Origin of the sequence: Cognatiyoonia sp. IB215182, from assembly GCF_033963905.1 — a bacterium.
Lineage (GTDB): Bacteria > Pseudomonadota > Alphaproteobacteria > Rhodobacterales > Rhodobacteraceae > Yoonia.
The window spans coordinates 116172-130867 of the sequence record NZ_JAXBMB010000001.1; the positions used below are offsets into that span (position 1 = coordinate 116172).

At 59.3% G+C, this 14696-nt stretch carries 18 protein-coding genes; 14 read left to right on the top strand and 4 right to left on the bottom strand.

All coding sequences use genetic code 11. From position 1 onward, the window contains the following. Positions 1–37 precede the first annotated feature (37 nt). Positions 38–523, top strand: a complete 486-nt coding sequence (locus tag SLH47_RS00570) for a carbonic anhydrase (protein WP_320237339.1) — start codon at positions 38–40, stop codon at positions 521–523. A 146-nt stretch (positions 524–669) separates the two neighbouring features. Here the strand turns inward: SLH47_RS00570 and SLH47_RS00575 are convergent, their stop codons facing one another. The 4 genes from SLH47_RS00575 to SLH47_RS00590 form a co-directional block, all read right to left on the bottom strand. Beyond that, positions 670–879 (bottom strand): hypothetical protein, encoded by a 210-nt coding sequence (locus SLH47_RS00575; protein WP_320237340.1) that lies wholly within the window; start codon positions 877–879, stop codon positions 670–672. Between the two features lie 164 nt (positions 880–1043). Continuing rightward, entirely contained in the window at positions 1044–2102 is a 1059-nt protein-coding gene (locus SLH47_RS00580) for a YeeE/YedE family protein (RefSeq protein WP_320237341.1), read from the bottom strand. Positions 2103–2162: 60 nt separating this feature from the next. Next, a complete protein-coding gene (locus SLH47_RS00585; RefSeq protein WP_320237342.1) occupies positions 2163–2498 on the bottom strand; it encodes a metalloregulator ArsR/SmtB family transcription factor in 336 nt (111 codons plus the stop codon). Positions 2499–2596: 98 nt separating this feature from the next. Beyond that, positions 2597–2995: a hypothetical protein gene (locus tag SLH47_RS00590; RefSeq protein ID WP_320237343.1), complete on the bottom strand. Its 399-nt coding sequence runs from the start codon at positions 2993–2995 to the stop codon at positions 2597–2599. 46 nt (positions 2996–3041) lie between these two features. Between SLH47_RS00590 and SLH47_RS00595 the strand changes: the two genes are divergently transcribed. From SLH47_RS00595 to hemA, 13 genes are all read left to right on the top strand, one after another. After that, positions 3042–3779: a cytochrome c biogenesis CcdA family protein gene (locus tag SLH47_RS00595; RefSeq protein WP_320237344.1), complete on the top strand. Its 738-nt coding sequence runs from the start codon at positions 3042–3044 to the stop codon at positions 3777–3779. Positions 3780–3793: 14 nt separating this feature from the next. Further along, positions 3794–4357 carry a thioredoxin family protein gene (locus tag SLH47_RS00600; RefSeq protein ID WP_320237345.1) on the top strand — a complete coding sequence of 188 codons (564 nt, stop codon included), beginning with the start codon at positions 3794–3796 and terminating at the stop codon, positions 4355–4357. Between the two features lie 104 nt (positions 4358–4461). Further along, positions 4462–4938 carry a sulfur oxidation c-type cytochrome SoxX gene (gene soxX / locus SLH47_RS00605; RefSeq protein WP_320237346.1) on the top strand — a complete coding sequence of 159 codons (477 nt, stop codon included), beginning with the start codon at positions 4462–4464 and terminating at the stop codon, positions 4936–4938. Positions 4939–4964: 26 nt separating this feature from the next. Continuing rightward, positions 4965–5381 carry a thiosulfate oxidation carrier protein SoxY gene (gene soxY / locus SLH47_RS00610; RefSeq protein ID WP_320237347.1) on the top strand — a complete coding sequence of 139 codons (417 nt, stop codon included), beginning with the start codon at positions 4965–4967 and terminating at the stop codon, positions 5379–5381. A gap of 18 nt (positions 5382–5399) precedes the next feature. Then, complete coding sequence (gene soxZ / locus SLH47_RS00615; protein ID WP_320237348.1) at positions 5400–5729, top strand: thiosulfate oxidation carrier complex protein SoxZ; 330 nt, start codon at positions 5400–5402, stop codon at positions 5727–5729. Between the two features lie 29 nt (positions 5730–5758). Beyond that, complete coding sequence (gene soxA / locus SLH47_RS00620) at positions 5759–6607, top strand: sulfur oxidation c-type cytochrome SoxA (RefSeq protein ID WP_320237349.1); 849 nt, start codon at positions 5759–5761, stop codon at positions 6605–6607. A gap of 99 nt (positions 6608–6706) precedes the next feature. Beyond that, positions 6707–8410 (top strand): thiosulfohydrolase SoxB, encoded by a 1704-nt coding sequence (gene soxB / locus SLH47_RS00625; RefSeq protein ID WP_320237350.1) that lies wholly within the window; start codon positions 6707–6709, stop codon positions 8408–8410. Between the two features lie 14 nt (positions 8411–8424). Continuing rightward, a complete protein-coding gene (gene soxC, locus SLH47_RS00630; protein ID WP_320237351.1) occupies positions 8425–9699 on the top strand; it encodes a sulfite dehydrogenase in 1275 nt (424 codons plus the stop codon). Then, positions 9683–10951: a c-type cytochrome gene (locus SLH47_RS00635; RefSeq protein ID WP_320237352.1), complete on the top strand. Its 1269-nt coding sequence runs from the start codon at positions 9683–9685 to the stop codon at positions 10949–10951. Before soxC ends, SLH47_RS00635 begins: the two co-directional genes overlap by 17 nt. Next, positions 10948–11652, top strand: coding sequence for a c-type cytochrome (locus SLH47_RS00640; RefSeq protein WP_320237353.1), 705 nt, complete (start codon positions 10948–10950; stop codon positions 11650–11652). The genes SLH47_RS00635 and SLH47_RS00640 overlap by 4 nt, the downstream gene beginning before the upstream one ends. Positions 11653–11678: 26 nt before the next feature. After that, positions 11679–12944: an NAD(P)/FAD-dependent oxidoreductase gene (locus tag SLH47_RS00645; RefSeq protein ID WP_320237354.1), complete on the top strand. Its 1266-nt coding sequence runs from the start codon at positions 11679–11681 to the stop codon at positions 12942–12944. A 90-nt stretch (positions 12945–13034) separates the two neighbouring features. Beyond that, a complete protein-coding gene (locus tag SLH47_RS00650) occupies positions 13035–13466 on the top strand; it encodes a DUF302 domain-containing protein (protein ID WP_320237355.1) in 432 nt (143 codons plus the stop codon). 6 nt (positions 13467–13472) lie between these two features. Then, complete coding sequence (gene hemA / locus SLH47_RS00655) at positions 13473–14696, top strand: 5-aminolevulinate synthase (RefSeq protein ID WP_320237356.1); 1224 nt, start codon at positions 13473–13475, stop codon at positions 14694–14696.

Here is a 14696-nt window from a genome sequence, read left to right on the forward strand (position 1 = left end):
TCCGGCAAACAGGGGTCGCCAGCGCGCGGCCCCGTTATTGGAGATCGACATGACCTTGACCATGAAAGAAAACACTTCCGTTGATCACCAAACGGCACGGCGGTCCCACGAGGCCGAAGCCCTGGTGCTCAATTGCATGGATTATCGCCTGATCAGCGCGGTCACCGACTATCTCGACGCACGCGGGCTGACAGGAAAATACGACCAGATCTCACTTGCCGGTGGCGCGATCGGTGTGATGGCGGACGAAGCGGCGCCTTGGGCCGAAACCTTCTGGGCGCACGTCAAGCTCGCCCGTCAGTTGCATGGCATCAAGCGCGTGATCATCATCGACCACCGCGACTGCGGCGCGTGCAAGGCATTTGTCGGCCAGGACTGCGCCGATGACAGCGACCGCGAGCAATTGATCCACATGCGGACGATGGAAGCGTTGGCTGACGAGGTGCGGACACGGGAACCAGGCCTTGCGGTCGAGGTGTTACTGATGGATCTCGACGGCAGCGTTCAGCGGCTTGATGGCTGAATACGACCGGTTCATCACCGGCCGCGTTCGTCGTGGCACGTTAGGGCATTAAGGGCGAGCAGGCCGATGGTAAAGCAGCGAAATCCACTGCAAGCACGTAACTAAGTTCAAGGAACAGTTTTGTATCTGTTTCGTCAGCCGTTCCATCAAACCGAAGCGCGGCTCCGCAAGTCCGCCACACGCCCGTTTACCTTCCCAATCATCAGACGATAGGCCCAAAGCCTCAACAACCCTGGCCGGTTTCGGTATTTCGGACTGTTATAGTAGTCGCGCGGATCGTCCCAAACGCCGTGATCGTTCGTGACAGCGGGCATCTGCTGAAAAGCCTCGTGATCCAGATCGAGATCCGGGCTCACCTCGCCATCCTCCAGAGCCAACGAGAACCCCGTTTGCCAAAGGCCAGCCTGAGCATGTCTTTGTTGTTGCGACAGGAACTAATCCGAGCGGACCCCAAAATGCGCCCGCTACGCAATACGAAAGCCATCTACGTCGTTTGTGGAAGACTGGAAACCAGCGACGATCATTCCCTGATCGGCATGATCCCTTCCACAAGGTGCCGCAGACCAAGCCAGCAACCGGCGATGATCGCGAGGAAGGTCAGCGGGGCAGAGAATGCCAGCAGCGAAAAGGCCGACAGCCCCTGACCGATGCTGCATCCCAGAGCGAGGACGGCACCGACCCCCATCATGGCCGCCCCGATGATCTGGCGGCGCAATTCGCGCGGGTCTTCGCAGGCCTCCCAACGAAAATGGCCCTTGATCAGGCTTCCCACGAACGCCCCAACCCAAACGCCAGCTACCGATCCGATGGCGAAGCTGAGCGTCTGGCCCGATGCCGTCATAAAGTAGAGGATCGTTTCACCAATAGGAGCGGCGAACGTATGTGACACGACAGGCGTGCCATCGAACCCTTTTGCCGCGATCCAGCTTGTCGTGACCCACGCGCTGACCACCGCAAGCCCCACAATCGCCGACCAGAAAACGGCCGCGCCATCCTTGCGCAACGCTTGCGACGACAGCGCCGCACCTATGAGCGCGACCCCGATCAGGCAACCGATGGCCCAGACAGGCGCACCGCTCAGCCCGCCCAGCCAATGTGCGATGCCCTGTGGTGCGTCGGCCAAGGGCTGCGGTGGAAAGATCAGTATGCGCAGATACGCGCCGGGGCCTGAAATGGTTGCATAGGCCGTAATGCCCATGACGACGACGATCACAAAAGATCTCAGGTCGCCGCCGCCAAGCCGGGCCACCGCGCCATAGCCGCAATTGCCCGCCATCGCCATGCCGTAGCCAAAGATCAACCCGCCGGAAATGGCGGCGACGGGCGACCATGCCTGCGCCAGATAGAATGATTGCTCGGCAGCAACGGCTCCAAATGCCATCAAGCCAAAACTGCCCGTAACCGCGACACCGATCGCCATGATCCACATCCGCAGCCGTTTATCAGAGCCGCCATAGACATAGTCTTCGATCGCGCCCAGCGTGCAGAACCGCCCCAGTCGGGCAGCCAAGCCAAGCAGAATTCCTCCCAAAAGCCCTGCCAAGGCCGCGACGTTCCCGTCGCCCCATGCGTCCAGCATTGGCATGTCCTCCCCTACATTGCCAAAACCGATGCGTCCTATATGGATACTACGCGCCGGTCAGTTCTGCTTGCAGAACAAGTCGTAGACCACAGATATGATCCGCTTGCAGCGATCATCCGTCAAGCTGTAGTAGATCGTTTTCCCGTCGCGCCGTGGCTGGACGAGCCCTTCAAGACGCAACCTGCCCAATTGCTGAGATACAGCTGCCTGCCGCGCCGACAGCAACTCTTCAAGTTCCGTGACCGATTTTTCGCCTGTCACGAGGTGGCACAGGATCATCAATCGCCCCTCGTGCCCAATGGCTTTCAGGAAATTGGTTGCGCGTGTTGCGTTCTCGAGCATCGCATCGAGTTCTTCATCGCTTAGATTGGTGTCAAAAACCGGAAGGGCCATGGATGCGACCTGTTCTGCCTCTGCTCTATTTGGCGATGCCGATACCCCATCTGAACGGCGCTGTGCAGGGGCGTTTTCCGTAAATTCCTGCAATTGTGTCAACTTTCCGCGTCCGCTGCCTTGGTTTTCACCACAAAGTCCACATCGTGATCGCGCAGCATCTGTCCAAGAAGCGCCCAAAAGAAATCTTCGCCCGGATAACCTTCGATACGGGCGATCTCCGTATTTTGCTTCAGCAGAATGAAAGTCGGAGTGAAATTCACCGTTCGGACAAGCGTAACGCCTTCGGGCAAGGGATCGGTAAGATCAACCCTGTAAAGCGGGGCGGCTTCACCTTCGCCCGTCTTGCCATAAATCGTGCCTATCTCACTATGCCAGCGCGCGCACCACATGCAGCCCGGCTCTTCGGCCATCATCAGCCGCGTTTCTGCCTGAGCGACCAACGGGAGAAGGCCAATGCCGCCGACGAGGAAAATGCTGGTCAAATATCTAAACATTCAATTATTGTAATGTGATTAACGCGCCAAATCAAGGAAGAGGCGATTGCTGGAAGTCAGTTTCATGGGTGCCGCTTTTGCTGGGCTTTTGTCCTTTTTCACGCCGTGCATCCTTCCTATGGTTCCGTTTTACCTAAGCTACATGGCCGGACTGTCCATGACGGAATTGCGCGGGCAGGACGATTTTCCGCCCGGCACGCAGCGGCGCCTTGTGATAGCTGCCATCGCATTCGCCTTGGGCGTGACGACAATTTTCGTGCTGCTCGGCATGGGCGCGACGGCGGTGGGCGGTCTGTTTGGGCAGTGGAAGCGTGAACTCAGCTACCTGGCCGCCGGCGTCCTGACGCTCTTTGGTCTGCACTTTCTGGGCGTTCTGCGCGTTCCGCTCCTTTATCGCGAAGCGCGGATGGAAAGCACTGCCGCACCATCGACCGTGGCAGGCGCCTATCTGATGGGGCTCGCCTTTGGCTTCGGCTGGACGCCCTGTGTCGGTCCTGCGCTGACCGCGATCCTGATGATCGCTGGCGGTATGGGCAGCATCTGGGAAGGCGGCGCTCTGCTTTTTGTCTATGGGCTGGGCATGACCGCACCCTTTGTCATTGCCGCGCTCTTTGCTCGACCGTTCCTGAACTGGGCCCAACGGCAACGCCGTTTTCTGGGCTACGCGGAAAAGGCGATGGGGGGGATGCTGATCGTCTTTGCACTACTTATCGCCACCAATTCGGTCAACGCCATCGCCAACTGGATGATCCAGACATTCCCCAGCTTCACGACACTTGGATAAGAGGAGGAGTTGTCATGCTACGTAAACTGATGGTGGGGCTCGCCCTGATCGCGGCCCCACTCTGGGCTGCGGAACTCGGTGATGACGGGCTGCATGAAGCCGCCTGGATCGAAGAAACCTTCAAGGACCTGCGCGAGGATCATGGCGATGCGCTCGCCAGCGATAAGACACTACTTGTCCTGATCGAGCAACGCGGTTGCATCTATTGCACTAAGATGCATGAAGAAGTCTTTCCCGATCCAGAGGTCGAGGCCGCGCTGACGGACAACTTTTACGTTATCCAGATCAATATGTTCGGCGATGTGGAGGTCACCGATTTCAATGGCACAACGCTGCCGGAAAAGGACATGGTGCGTCGATGGAACGCGCAGTTCACCCCAACCCTCATGTTCTTTCCGCCCGAGGTCGCCAATGATGCAATGGCATCTGACGCCACGATCGTCACCATGCCGGGCGCCTTCGGCAAGTGGACAACCCTGAACCTGCTCAACTGGATTAGTGAGGGTCATTATCGGGGCGAAGAGACCTTTCAGCGCTATCACGCCCGCATCCTGCAAGAACGGGGAATTGTCGAATAGACCGACGGAAACACTCTTACATATTCAAATAGTTGATTTTGTTGTTGCGTGAATCGTTGCCCGTGCGCTACGGTATACCAGAGGGAGAGAGACGGGGAGGAAGTATGAAACGCATTATGTCTGCGACTATTGCCGCAATGGCGGTGGCAACACTCGCCTATGCGCAGACCGCACCGTCGGATGTTGCCTATGGTGAATACGGACAGGTGGCGACCAGCCTAACTGGTGTCCCAGGCAACCCTGATGCAGGGCTTGAAATCATGGTGACCCGCGGGAAGGGCAACTGCATTGCCTGCCACCAGGTTACAGCACTGGAAGAATATCCCTTCCATGGCGAGGTCGGCCCGTCGCTTGATGGCGTCGCGCAGCGCTGGAACGAAGAAGACCTGCGCGGCATCGTCGCCAACGCAAAATTGACCTTCCCGGACTCGATCATGCCGTCCTTCTACAAGACCGAGGGCTTTATCCGTGCCGGGGACGGATACACGGGCAAAGCGGCAGAAGGGCCGCTTGAGCCGCTTTTGACCGCGCAAGAGATTGAAGACGTGGTCGCTTACCTCATGACGCTGCAAGACTACTAGGCAGCGCACGCGAAACAGGAGAAGCTATGAAACTCAATCGACGAGATACGCTCTTGATTGCAATAGGCACCGCGGCAGCGGCCATTTTGCCGGCCGGATCATTCGCAAACGTCACCGACAATATTGCCGAATTTACCGGCGGCGCCGAAGTAGGAACCGAGGGCATTACACTCACCGCCCCCGAAATCGCCGAAAACGGCAATACCGTCCCGATCGAGGTCTCGGCCCCGGGTGCGGTGTCGATCATGGTGCTCGCCGCCGGAAACCCGACACCGGCCGTCGGCACCTTCAACTTTGGCCCCTTGGCCGGTTCACAGTTCGCGTCGACCCGCATTCGCCTTGCCGGCACGCAGGACGTGATCGCGATCGCGAAAATGCCCGATGGCAGCTTCGTGCAGGCGTCGCAGGAAGTGAAAGTCACAATCGGCGGCTGTGGCGGCTGACGGATAGGAGCAAAGACAATGGCAGAGAATGTAAAACCCCGCGTCCGCGTTCCCCGCGATGCAGTGGCAGGTGAAACGATCGTACTCAAGACACTGATCAGCCACCCGATGGAGTCCGGCCAGCGCAAGGATAGTGACGGCAACGTGATCCCCCGCTCGATCATCAATCGCTTTACTTGTTCCTTCAACGGCGAAACTGTCATCGACGTCACGATGGAACCGGCGATTTCCACGAACCCCTATTTCGAGTTCGAAGCGGTGGTGCCAGAATCCGGAACTTTCGAATTCACCTGGTATGACGACGATGGCGACATCTACACCGAAACGAAGGACATCGCCGTCAGCTAAGCCATCGCGGTCAGGGAGGAGCGCGCATCATGAAAACGAAACTTGCTGTGTCAGTCATCGGGGTTTGCCTCGCACTGCCTCTCGGTCTCGCTGTTGCCGATCCGAACGCAGATCTTGTGATCAATGGTGAAATACCGATCACGGTGCGCACCGCAGCCCCCGACCATGTCGAGAACCTGCGCACGATATACTCAGGCTGGACATACCGTTCCTCCGAAACGCAATCCCTGCAAATGGACGACTTCGAAAATCCCGGCATGATCTTCGTGGATGAAGCCATCGATGCCTGGAATACCGTGGAAGGCAGCGCAGGTGAGTCCTGCGCCAGTTGCCACGGTGCGCCGGAAGAGCTGGCGGGTGTGCGTGCTGTCTATCCGAGATGGAACGAAGAAGCCGGCGAAGTGCGCACGATGGCCATGCAGGTGAACGATTGCCGCACACGTCGTATGGGCGCTGAAGAATGGGCATACGATAAGAACGACATGCTGAATATGGAGGCTCTGCTGGCCTCTGTGTCCCGTGGCTATCCGGTGAATGTCGCAATCGACGGTCCCGCACAGTCGATGTGGGAATTGGGTCGCGAGCTTTATTACACCCGCACCGGGCAGTTGGAGCTGTCCTGCGCGAATTGTCACGAAGACAATTACGACAACAACATTCGCGCCGATCACCTGAGCCAAGGCATGATCAACGGCTTTCCGACCTATCGGCTGAAGAACGCCAAGCTGAACGGGGTGCATTCGCGCTTCCGGGGCTGCGTGCGCGATACGCGCGCTGAAACCTACAGAGTCGGCACCGAAGAGTTCATCGCGCTTGAGCTTTACGTGATGTCGCGCGGCAACGGGCTGTCTGTCGAAGGGCCATCTGTCCGAAACTGAAATCCTGGAACCCGCACCCGGCAACGCGTGCGGGTTTCTTTTCACCAAACACATTCAGATTTGGGAATGTAAATCTGAAGCAAGGGAACAGAGAAGCACATGATCTCACGTAGGGACTTCTTGCAGGCCAGCATGGCGGCGACCGCGATTGTCGGTGCTTCCGGCTTTGGTGAATGGGGCCGTCTGGCAGCACAACAGGCGCTCTCGCAGGACCAGCTTCTTGAGTTCGAGACGTTCGGCAATGTCTCACTGATCCATGTCACCGACATTCATGCGCAGCTGAAGCCGATCTACTTTCGCGAACCTGAAATCAACCTCGGCGTTGGTGCCAACAAGGGTGTTGTTCCACATATCACCGGGGCGGATTTCCGGCGCGCCTATGGTATCGACGACGGCTCTGCCGCGCATTATGCGCTGACATATGATGATTTTTCGGCCCTGGCCCGTGCCTATGGTCGGATGGGCGGCTTGGATCGCGTGGCAACGGTGGTGAACGCCATCCGCGCCGCGCGACCAGACGCGCTGCTGCTGGATGGTGGCGACACCTGGCATGGCTCCTACACCTGCTATCAGACCGAAGGGCAGGACGTAGTCAACGTGATGAACGCGCTGCGCCCCGATGCGATGACCTTCCATTGGGAGTTTACGTTGGGGTCTGATCGGGTGCGCGAAATCGTGGGCGATCTGCCATTTGCGGCCCTCGGCCAGAACATTTTCGACGCCGAGTGGGATGAACCCGCAGAAGACTTCGCGCCATACCAGTTCTTCGAACGTGGCGGTGCAAAGATCGCGGTGATCGGGCAGGCTTTCCCCTATATGCCCATCGCCAATCCCGGCTGGATGTTTCCTGAATACTCCTTCGGCATCCGGGACGAACGGATGCAGGAAATGGTGGATGAGGTCCGCAGCCAGAGTGCTGATCTGGTAGTCTGCCTCAGCCATAACGGTTTTGACGTGGACAAGTCCATGGCGGGCAAGGTGACGGGCATCGACGTGATCCTGTCGGGCCACACCCATGATGCGCTGCCGGAACCGGTGCTGGTGGGCGAGACGATCATTATCGCCTCGGGATCAAATGGGAAATTCGTCAGCCGCGTCGATCTGGATGTGCGCGACGGGCGCATGATGGGTTTCCGGCACAAGCTGATCCCCATCTTCGCCGACGTGATCACACCGGATGCAGAGGTCGCCGCCCTGATCGACGCGGAACGCGCGCCCTTCGTGGAGCAACTGACCGAAGTCGTTGGCACCACCGCTGATGACACGCTGCTTTACCGGCGCGGCAACTTCAATGGATCATGGGACGACCTGATTTGCCAGGCGCTCTTGGAAGAGCGCGAAGCGGATATCGCCCTGTCGCCCGGCGTGCGCTGGGGGCCGTCGATCCTGCCCGGTCAGGACATCACCCGCGAAGATATCTGGAACGTCACCTCCATGACTTACCCGAACGCCTATCGTACGGAAATGACGGGTGAATTCCTCAAGATCGTGATGGAAGACGTGGCTGACAACATCTTCAACGAAGACCCATACTACCAGCAGGGCGGCGACATGGTCCGCGTGGGTGGCATGGGCTACCGGATCGATATCTCGCGCCCGATCGGCGACCGCATCAGCGACATGACGCTACTGCGGACCGGTGAGGCGATTGACCCAGCAAAATCCTACACAGTCGCTGGCTGGGCCTCTGTGAACGAAAGCACCGAAGGCCCGCCGATCTGGGATGTCGTTGAAAGTTACATCAAGCGTCAGGGCACCGTCAGCGTGGCACCAAACGCAAGCGTGACCGTGACGGGCCTATGAAGGAGAGCAAGGGAATGAAGGATATTGGCAAGACTTCCCGCCGGGCGTTCCTGCGTGGCACAGCCGCCATCGCCGCTGGCGGTGTCGCCGGCAAGGCCATGGCGCAGGAAACGCCTGACCCACTGATAACAGAACTGCAGGAATGGGCGTCTTATCTGGGCGCGGGCGTTGACGAAACGCCCTACGGCCTGCCGATCCGGTTTGAGTCTGATGTCGTGCGTCGCAACGTCGAATGGCTGACCGCCTCGCCCATTTCCTCAATCAACTTCACACCGATCCACGCGCTTGACGGCACGATCACCCCGCAGGGCTGTGCGTTCGAGCGTCACCATTCGGGCGCGATTGAGCTCAGCAAGGAAGACTACCGCCTGATGATCAACGGGCTTGTGGATGAACCGCTGGTTTTCACCTACGCTGATCTCGAACGCTTCCCCCGCGAAAACCACGTCTATTTCTGCGAATGCGCCGCTAACACGGGCATGGAATGGGCGGGGGCGCAGCTGAATGGGGCGCAGTTCACCCACGGCATGATCCACAACATGGAATATACTGGCGTGCCGCTGCGGACCCTGCTGAACGAGGCGGGCCTGGGGGCGGCTGGCGATCTCTCCGACAAGTGGGTCTATGTCGAAGGCGCCGATGCGTCTTCCAATGGGCGTTCCATCCCGATGGAAAAGGCGCTGGATGACGTCCTTGTCGCCTTCAAAGCGAATGGCGAGGCGCTGCGGATGGAGCACGGTTACCCCGCCCGCCTTGTCGTGCCAGGCTGGGAGGGCAACCTGTGGGTCAAATGGCTACGCCGGGTCGAAGTTGTCGACCGCGCCGTCGAAAGCCGTGAAGAGACCTCCAAATATACCGACGTTTACGAGGATGGCACCGCCCGCAAATGGACTTGGGTGATGGACGCGAAATCCGTTATCACCTCACCCAGCCCGCAAATGCCGATCACTCATGGCACCGGACCGCTCGTGATTTCCGGTCTCGCATGGTCGGGTCATGGCAAGATTACTCGGGTCGATGTGTCCAAGGATGGCGGGATCACGTGGGAAACTGCGCGCCTTGGCAAGCAGGGCGATACAAAGGCGCTGACCCGTTTCTATCTGGACATGGACTGGGATGGCAGCCCGATGCTGCTGCAATCCCGCGCCATGGACGAAACCGGATATGTCCAGCCAACCAAGCACCAGCTACGCCAGATGCGCGGCGAAAACGCCGTTTACCACAACAACTGCATACAGACGTGGTTGGTGAACGAAGAAGGGATCGCCGAGAATGTCGAAGTCTCTTAGCCTTTTTGTCCCCGCGCTTGGCGGTACTGTGCTGGTACTTGGGCTTGCCTACGGCATTGCCTCGCGTCACTACGGCCAGCAGACAATCACGTCGCTGGAAACAAGGGTCGCGCAGACAGAGGCAAGTGCTGCGCGCGCAAGGGAAGCCGCGCGAGCCGCGGCGCAAGAGGCCGCGAAACTTGCGGCCGAACGCGACGCATTGCAGGACGTTGCCTCCACCAGTGGTGACCTGACGGCGCCGGCCCCGGTGGCCGCGGCTGGCTTCAACCTGGGGCGGCAAGCACTGCCAGAAGAAATCGCAGCGTGGGATGTTGATGTTCTGCCAGACGGGCGCGGTTTGCCGGTGGGCAGTGGCGATGTCTGGACTGGGGAAGAGGTCTTTGTCGACAAATGCGCATCCTGCCATGGTGATTTCGCCGAAGGGCGCGACAATTGGCCGGTCCTTGCAGGAGGCTTCGATACCCTCGCGGACGAGGATCCGGTCAAGACTGTCGGTTCCTATTGGCCGCATCTTTCAACCGCATGGGATTATATCAACCGCTCGATGCCGTTTGGCGAGGCCGGCACACTGACCGCTGACGAAACCTACGCCATCGTCGCCTACCTGCTTTATTCCAACGACATGGTCGATGATGATTTTGTGCTCAGCAACGAGAACTTCACCGATGTTGAGATGTACAATGCAGATGGTTTCGTTATCGATGATCGGCCAGCGTTGGAATACCCCGCATGGCGAACCGAACCATGCATGGAGAACTGCAAAACCTCGGTTGAGATCACCATGCGGGCGACATTTCTTGACGTGACACCTGAAGACGGCGGCGAGTCGGTCATGAATCATGCATCGACCACAGGAACGCCCACATTCAGCGCAAGTGCGGCGGCTGATGACGACGGCGCGCCTACCGCAACAATTGACGGCATGGACCCTACGCTTGTCGCAGCCGGTGAAGGTGCGTTTCGTCAGTGCTCCTCTTGTCACCAGGTTGGCGCGAGCGCCCGAAATTCATCGGGGCCACAGCTGAACGGCCTTTTGGGCCGCACCATCGGCAGCGTTGACGGCTTCCGTTACTCCAACACGTTCGGCGATGCAAACGCCGCAGGTGACGTCTGGACAGAGGAAAACCTCGCGGCCTTCCTCGCCGACCCGCGCGGGGCGATGCCCGGCACAAAGATGTCGTTCCGCGGGGTGCGGAATGAAGAGGATATCGCGGCACTGATCGCCTATCTTGCCAGCGTGGAGGCCGAATGAGGGGCCATCTGTTTCAAACGCTCCTCGCCATCGCGGCCCTGTGGGCAACCGCAGCGACGCCGGATGCTGGGGGTGATCCCGAACGGGGCGCGACCCTTTATCGCCAATGTGTCGGCTGTCACGAGGTTGGCCTGGGCGCGGTCGATCGGATTGGCCCACAGCTCAATGGGATCTTCGACCGTGCGGCAGGACAAACCGAAGGTTATCGCTATTCAAGCGGCATGCAGCGCGCGGCAGCGAACGGGCTGGTTTGGAACTACGAAACGCTCGATGCCTTTATCGAAGACCCCCGCACGCTGGTCTCGCAGACCCGGATGAGCTTTCGGGGCTTCAAGGAACAGCAGGACCGCGACGATCTTCTGGCCTACCTGCGGACCTTTTCCGCCAATCCACAGAACATCCCCGAATCCGCGCCAACTGCCGCCGCCATCGACCACGCGGTCGCGCCAGAGGTGCTCGCCATCGTCGGTGACCCGGCTTACGGCGAATATCTGTCGGGCGAGTGTACCTCGTGCCACCAGGCCAGCGGGTCGGCCAGTGGTATCCCCAGCATCACCAACTGGCCGACGGATGATTTCGTGACGGCGATGCACGCCTACAAGGTGGGCAAGCGCCCGCACCCCGTGATGCAGATGATGGCACAGCGCCTGTCCAACGAAGAGATCGCGGCGCTGGCCGCATATTTTGAAGGTATCGAGTGAGGATGCCATCTTCAGGGAGGAAAGACATGAAATTCAACAGACGCGCCTTTTTGGGCACAACGGTGGGGGCCCTGGCGGCCCCAATGATTGTCCGTGCGGCGGGACATGGCGGGAAGCCGCGCGTGGTCGTGGTAGGCGGCGGTGCGGGTGGGGCGACCGCAGCGCGTTACATTGCCAAGGACAGCGCTGGTGAAATCGACGTCACGCTCATCGAACCAACACGGGCCTACTACACCTGCTTCTTTTCGAACCTTTACATCGGCGGCTTCCGGGACATGGACAGTCTCGGCCATTCCTACGGTAACCTTGCTGCGACCTACGGCATCAATGTTCTGCATGACTGGGCCACCGGTGTTGACCGTGATGCCAAGACAGTGATGACTGCTGGTGGTTACAATCTGCCCTATGACCGTCTGATCCTCAGCCCCGGGATCGACTTCGTGGACGGTGCGGTGGCTGGCTGGGACGTCAGCGCTGCCAATGCCATGCCACATGCCTACAAGGCGGGATCGCAGACCGAGCTTCTGCGGGCGCAAATCGACGCGATGCCGCAGGGCGGGGTTTTTGCGATGGTCGCACCACCCAACCCCTACCGTTGCCCACCAGGGCCATACGAACGCGTCAGCATGGTCGCCCATCGTCTGAAGGAGACAAACCCGACCGCCAAAATCCTGATCGCCGACCCCAAGGAAAGCTTTTCCAAGCAGGGCTTGTTCGAGGAAGGCTGGAATAACCATTACGCCGGTATGATCGAACGGATCGGCCCCGATTTCGGCGGAGCCGATGTGGAGGTTGATCCGGTCGCAATGACCGTCAGCATCGATGGCGATGTAAACAATGTTGATGTCTGCAACGTCATCCCGGCCATGAAGGCTGGGCGGATTGCAGAAATCGCCGGTGTGACCGACGGCAACTGGGCACCTGTGAACGCGGCCGATCTGTCGTCCCGCATGGACGAAAACGTGCATGTGCTGGGCGACGCGGCCGCGCAGGGCGACATGCCGAAATCCGGTTTCTCGGCCAATTCGCAAGCGAAGGTCTGTGCGAATGCCGTGCGGGGTGCGCTGACCGGTTCGACGGTCTTCCCCGCCCGCTTTGCCAATACCTGCTGGTCACTGATCGAAACGAACGACGGCGTGAAGGTGGGCGCGACCTACGAGGCGACTGAAGAAAAGATAGCCAAGGTCGATGGGTTTGTGTCTGCAACCGGCGAAAGCGCGGCAGTTCGCGAAGCGACCTATCAGGAATCGGTTGGCTGGTATGACGGCATCACCGCCGACATGTTCAGTTGAAAGCTCAGGCTGCGGGCCTTGACATAAATCAGGTGCCTGCGGCTGGAGATCGGTAGTGATCTTGGCAGGATCAAAAAGGGGGGAAGCCACATGAAACGCTTTTTGTTCGCGGCGTACCTTGGTGCCTTGGCAACGGCAGCCACCGCCGAGGACGCCACCACCTACATTTTTGACGGGTCGTTCGACGATGCGGTATTCTCGGTCGAAAATGCAATCATCGGGCAGGGCCTGGTAATCGATTACGTCAGCCATGTCGGAGACATGCTGAACCGGACAGGTGCGGATGTCGGCAGCGACGTGATGCTGTTTGAAGCGGCCGATATCTTTGTCTTTTGCTCGGCCAACGTCTCGCGTGCGGTCATGGAAACCGACCCGATGAATATCGCGCATTGCCCATATGGCATCTTCGTCGCCGAACGCGGCGATGAGGTCATGATCGGCTACCGCGACTATCCCGAAGGCGAAATGCAGCAGGTTCAGGCGCTGCTTGATGGGATCGTCAGGGACGCACTGGGAGAATAGGCCTTTATGGATTATGACGGGTTCTTTCGCGCTGAGCTCGACGGCCTGCGTGAAGAGGGGAATTATCGCGTTTTCGCCGATCTGGAACGCGCCTGCGGGTCTTTCCCGAAGGCCGTGAACCGCGATGGGGAAGCCGCGCGCGAAGTGACGATCTGGTGTTCGAACGATTACCTCGGCATGGGTCAGCATCCCGCCGTGCTCGCCGCGATGCATGACGCGCTGGATACCGTTGGTGCTGGTGCAGGCGGCACCCGCAATATCTCGGGCACCACGCATCACCACGTCCTGCTCGAACGAGAACTGGCCGACCTGCATGGCAAGCCTGCGGCACTTCTCTTTTCTTCCGGCTACGTGTCGAACTGGGCAGCACTTGGCACGCTGGCCGCGCGCATCCCCGATTGTATCGTCCTTTCCGACGCGCTCAACCACGCCTCCATGATCGAAGGCATCCGCCATTCCAGGGCAGAGCGGCAGATCTGGCGCCACAACGACCTTGGACATCTCGAAGAACTGCTCGCCGCGCAACCAACAGACCGGCCCAAGCTGATTGCTTTCGAGTCCGTCTATTCGATGGACGGTGATATCGCCCCGATTGCCGAAATCTGCGATCTGGCCGAGCGTTACAATGCCATGACCTACCTTGATGAGGTGCACGCCGTGGGCCTTTATGGCCCGCGCGGTGGTGGTGTGGCCGAAGAACGCGGGCTGATGGACAGGCTGACGGTCATCGAAGGGACCCTTGGCAAAGCTTTCGGTGTCATGGGCGGCTATATCGCTGCCTCCGAAGAGCTTTGTGATTTTGTCCGATCCTTTGCCAGCGGTTTCATCTTCACCACCGCGCTGCCGCCAGCCGTCGCCGCTGGCGCTTGTGCATCTGTCCGACACCTGAAGGAAAGTGGCGCTGAACGGGCATTGCAACGCGAAAGGGTAAGACAGGTTCGCACGCGGCTTGATGCCATCGGCATCCCGCATAAGTGCAATCCCAGCCACATCATCCCGGTGATGGTCGGCGATCCGGTGAAGTGCAGATACCTCTCCGACATCCTGCTGCGCGACCACGGCATCTACATCCAGCCGATCAACTATCCAACCGTGCCGAAGGGGACAGAACGTCTGCGCATCACCCCATCACCCGTGCACAGTTCGGCAGATATCGACCGTCTTGTGACCGCACTCGAAGACCTCTGGGCGCAGTGCCAACTGGCCCGCCTGCCCGTCGCGGCGCAATAG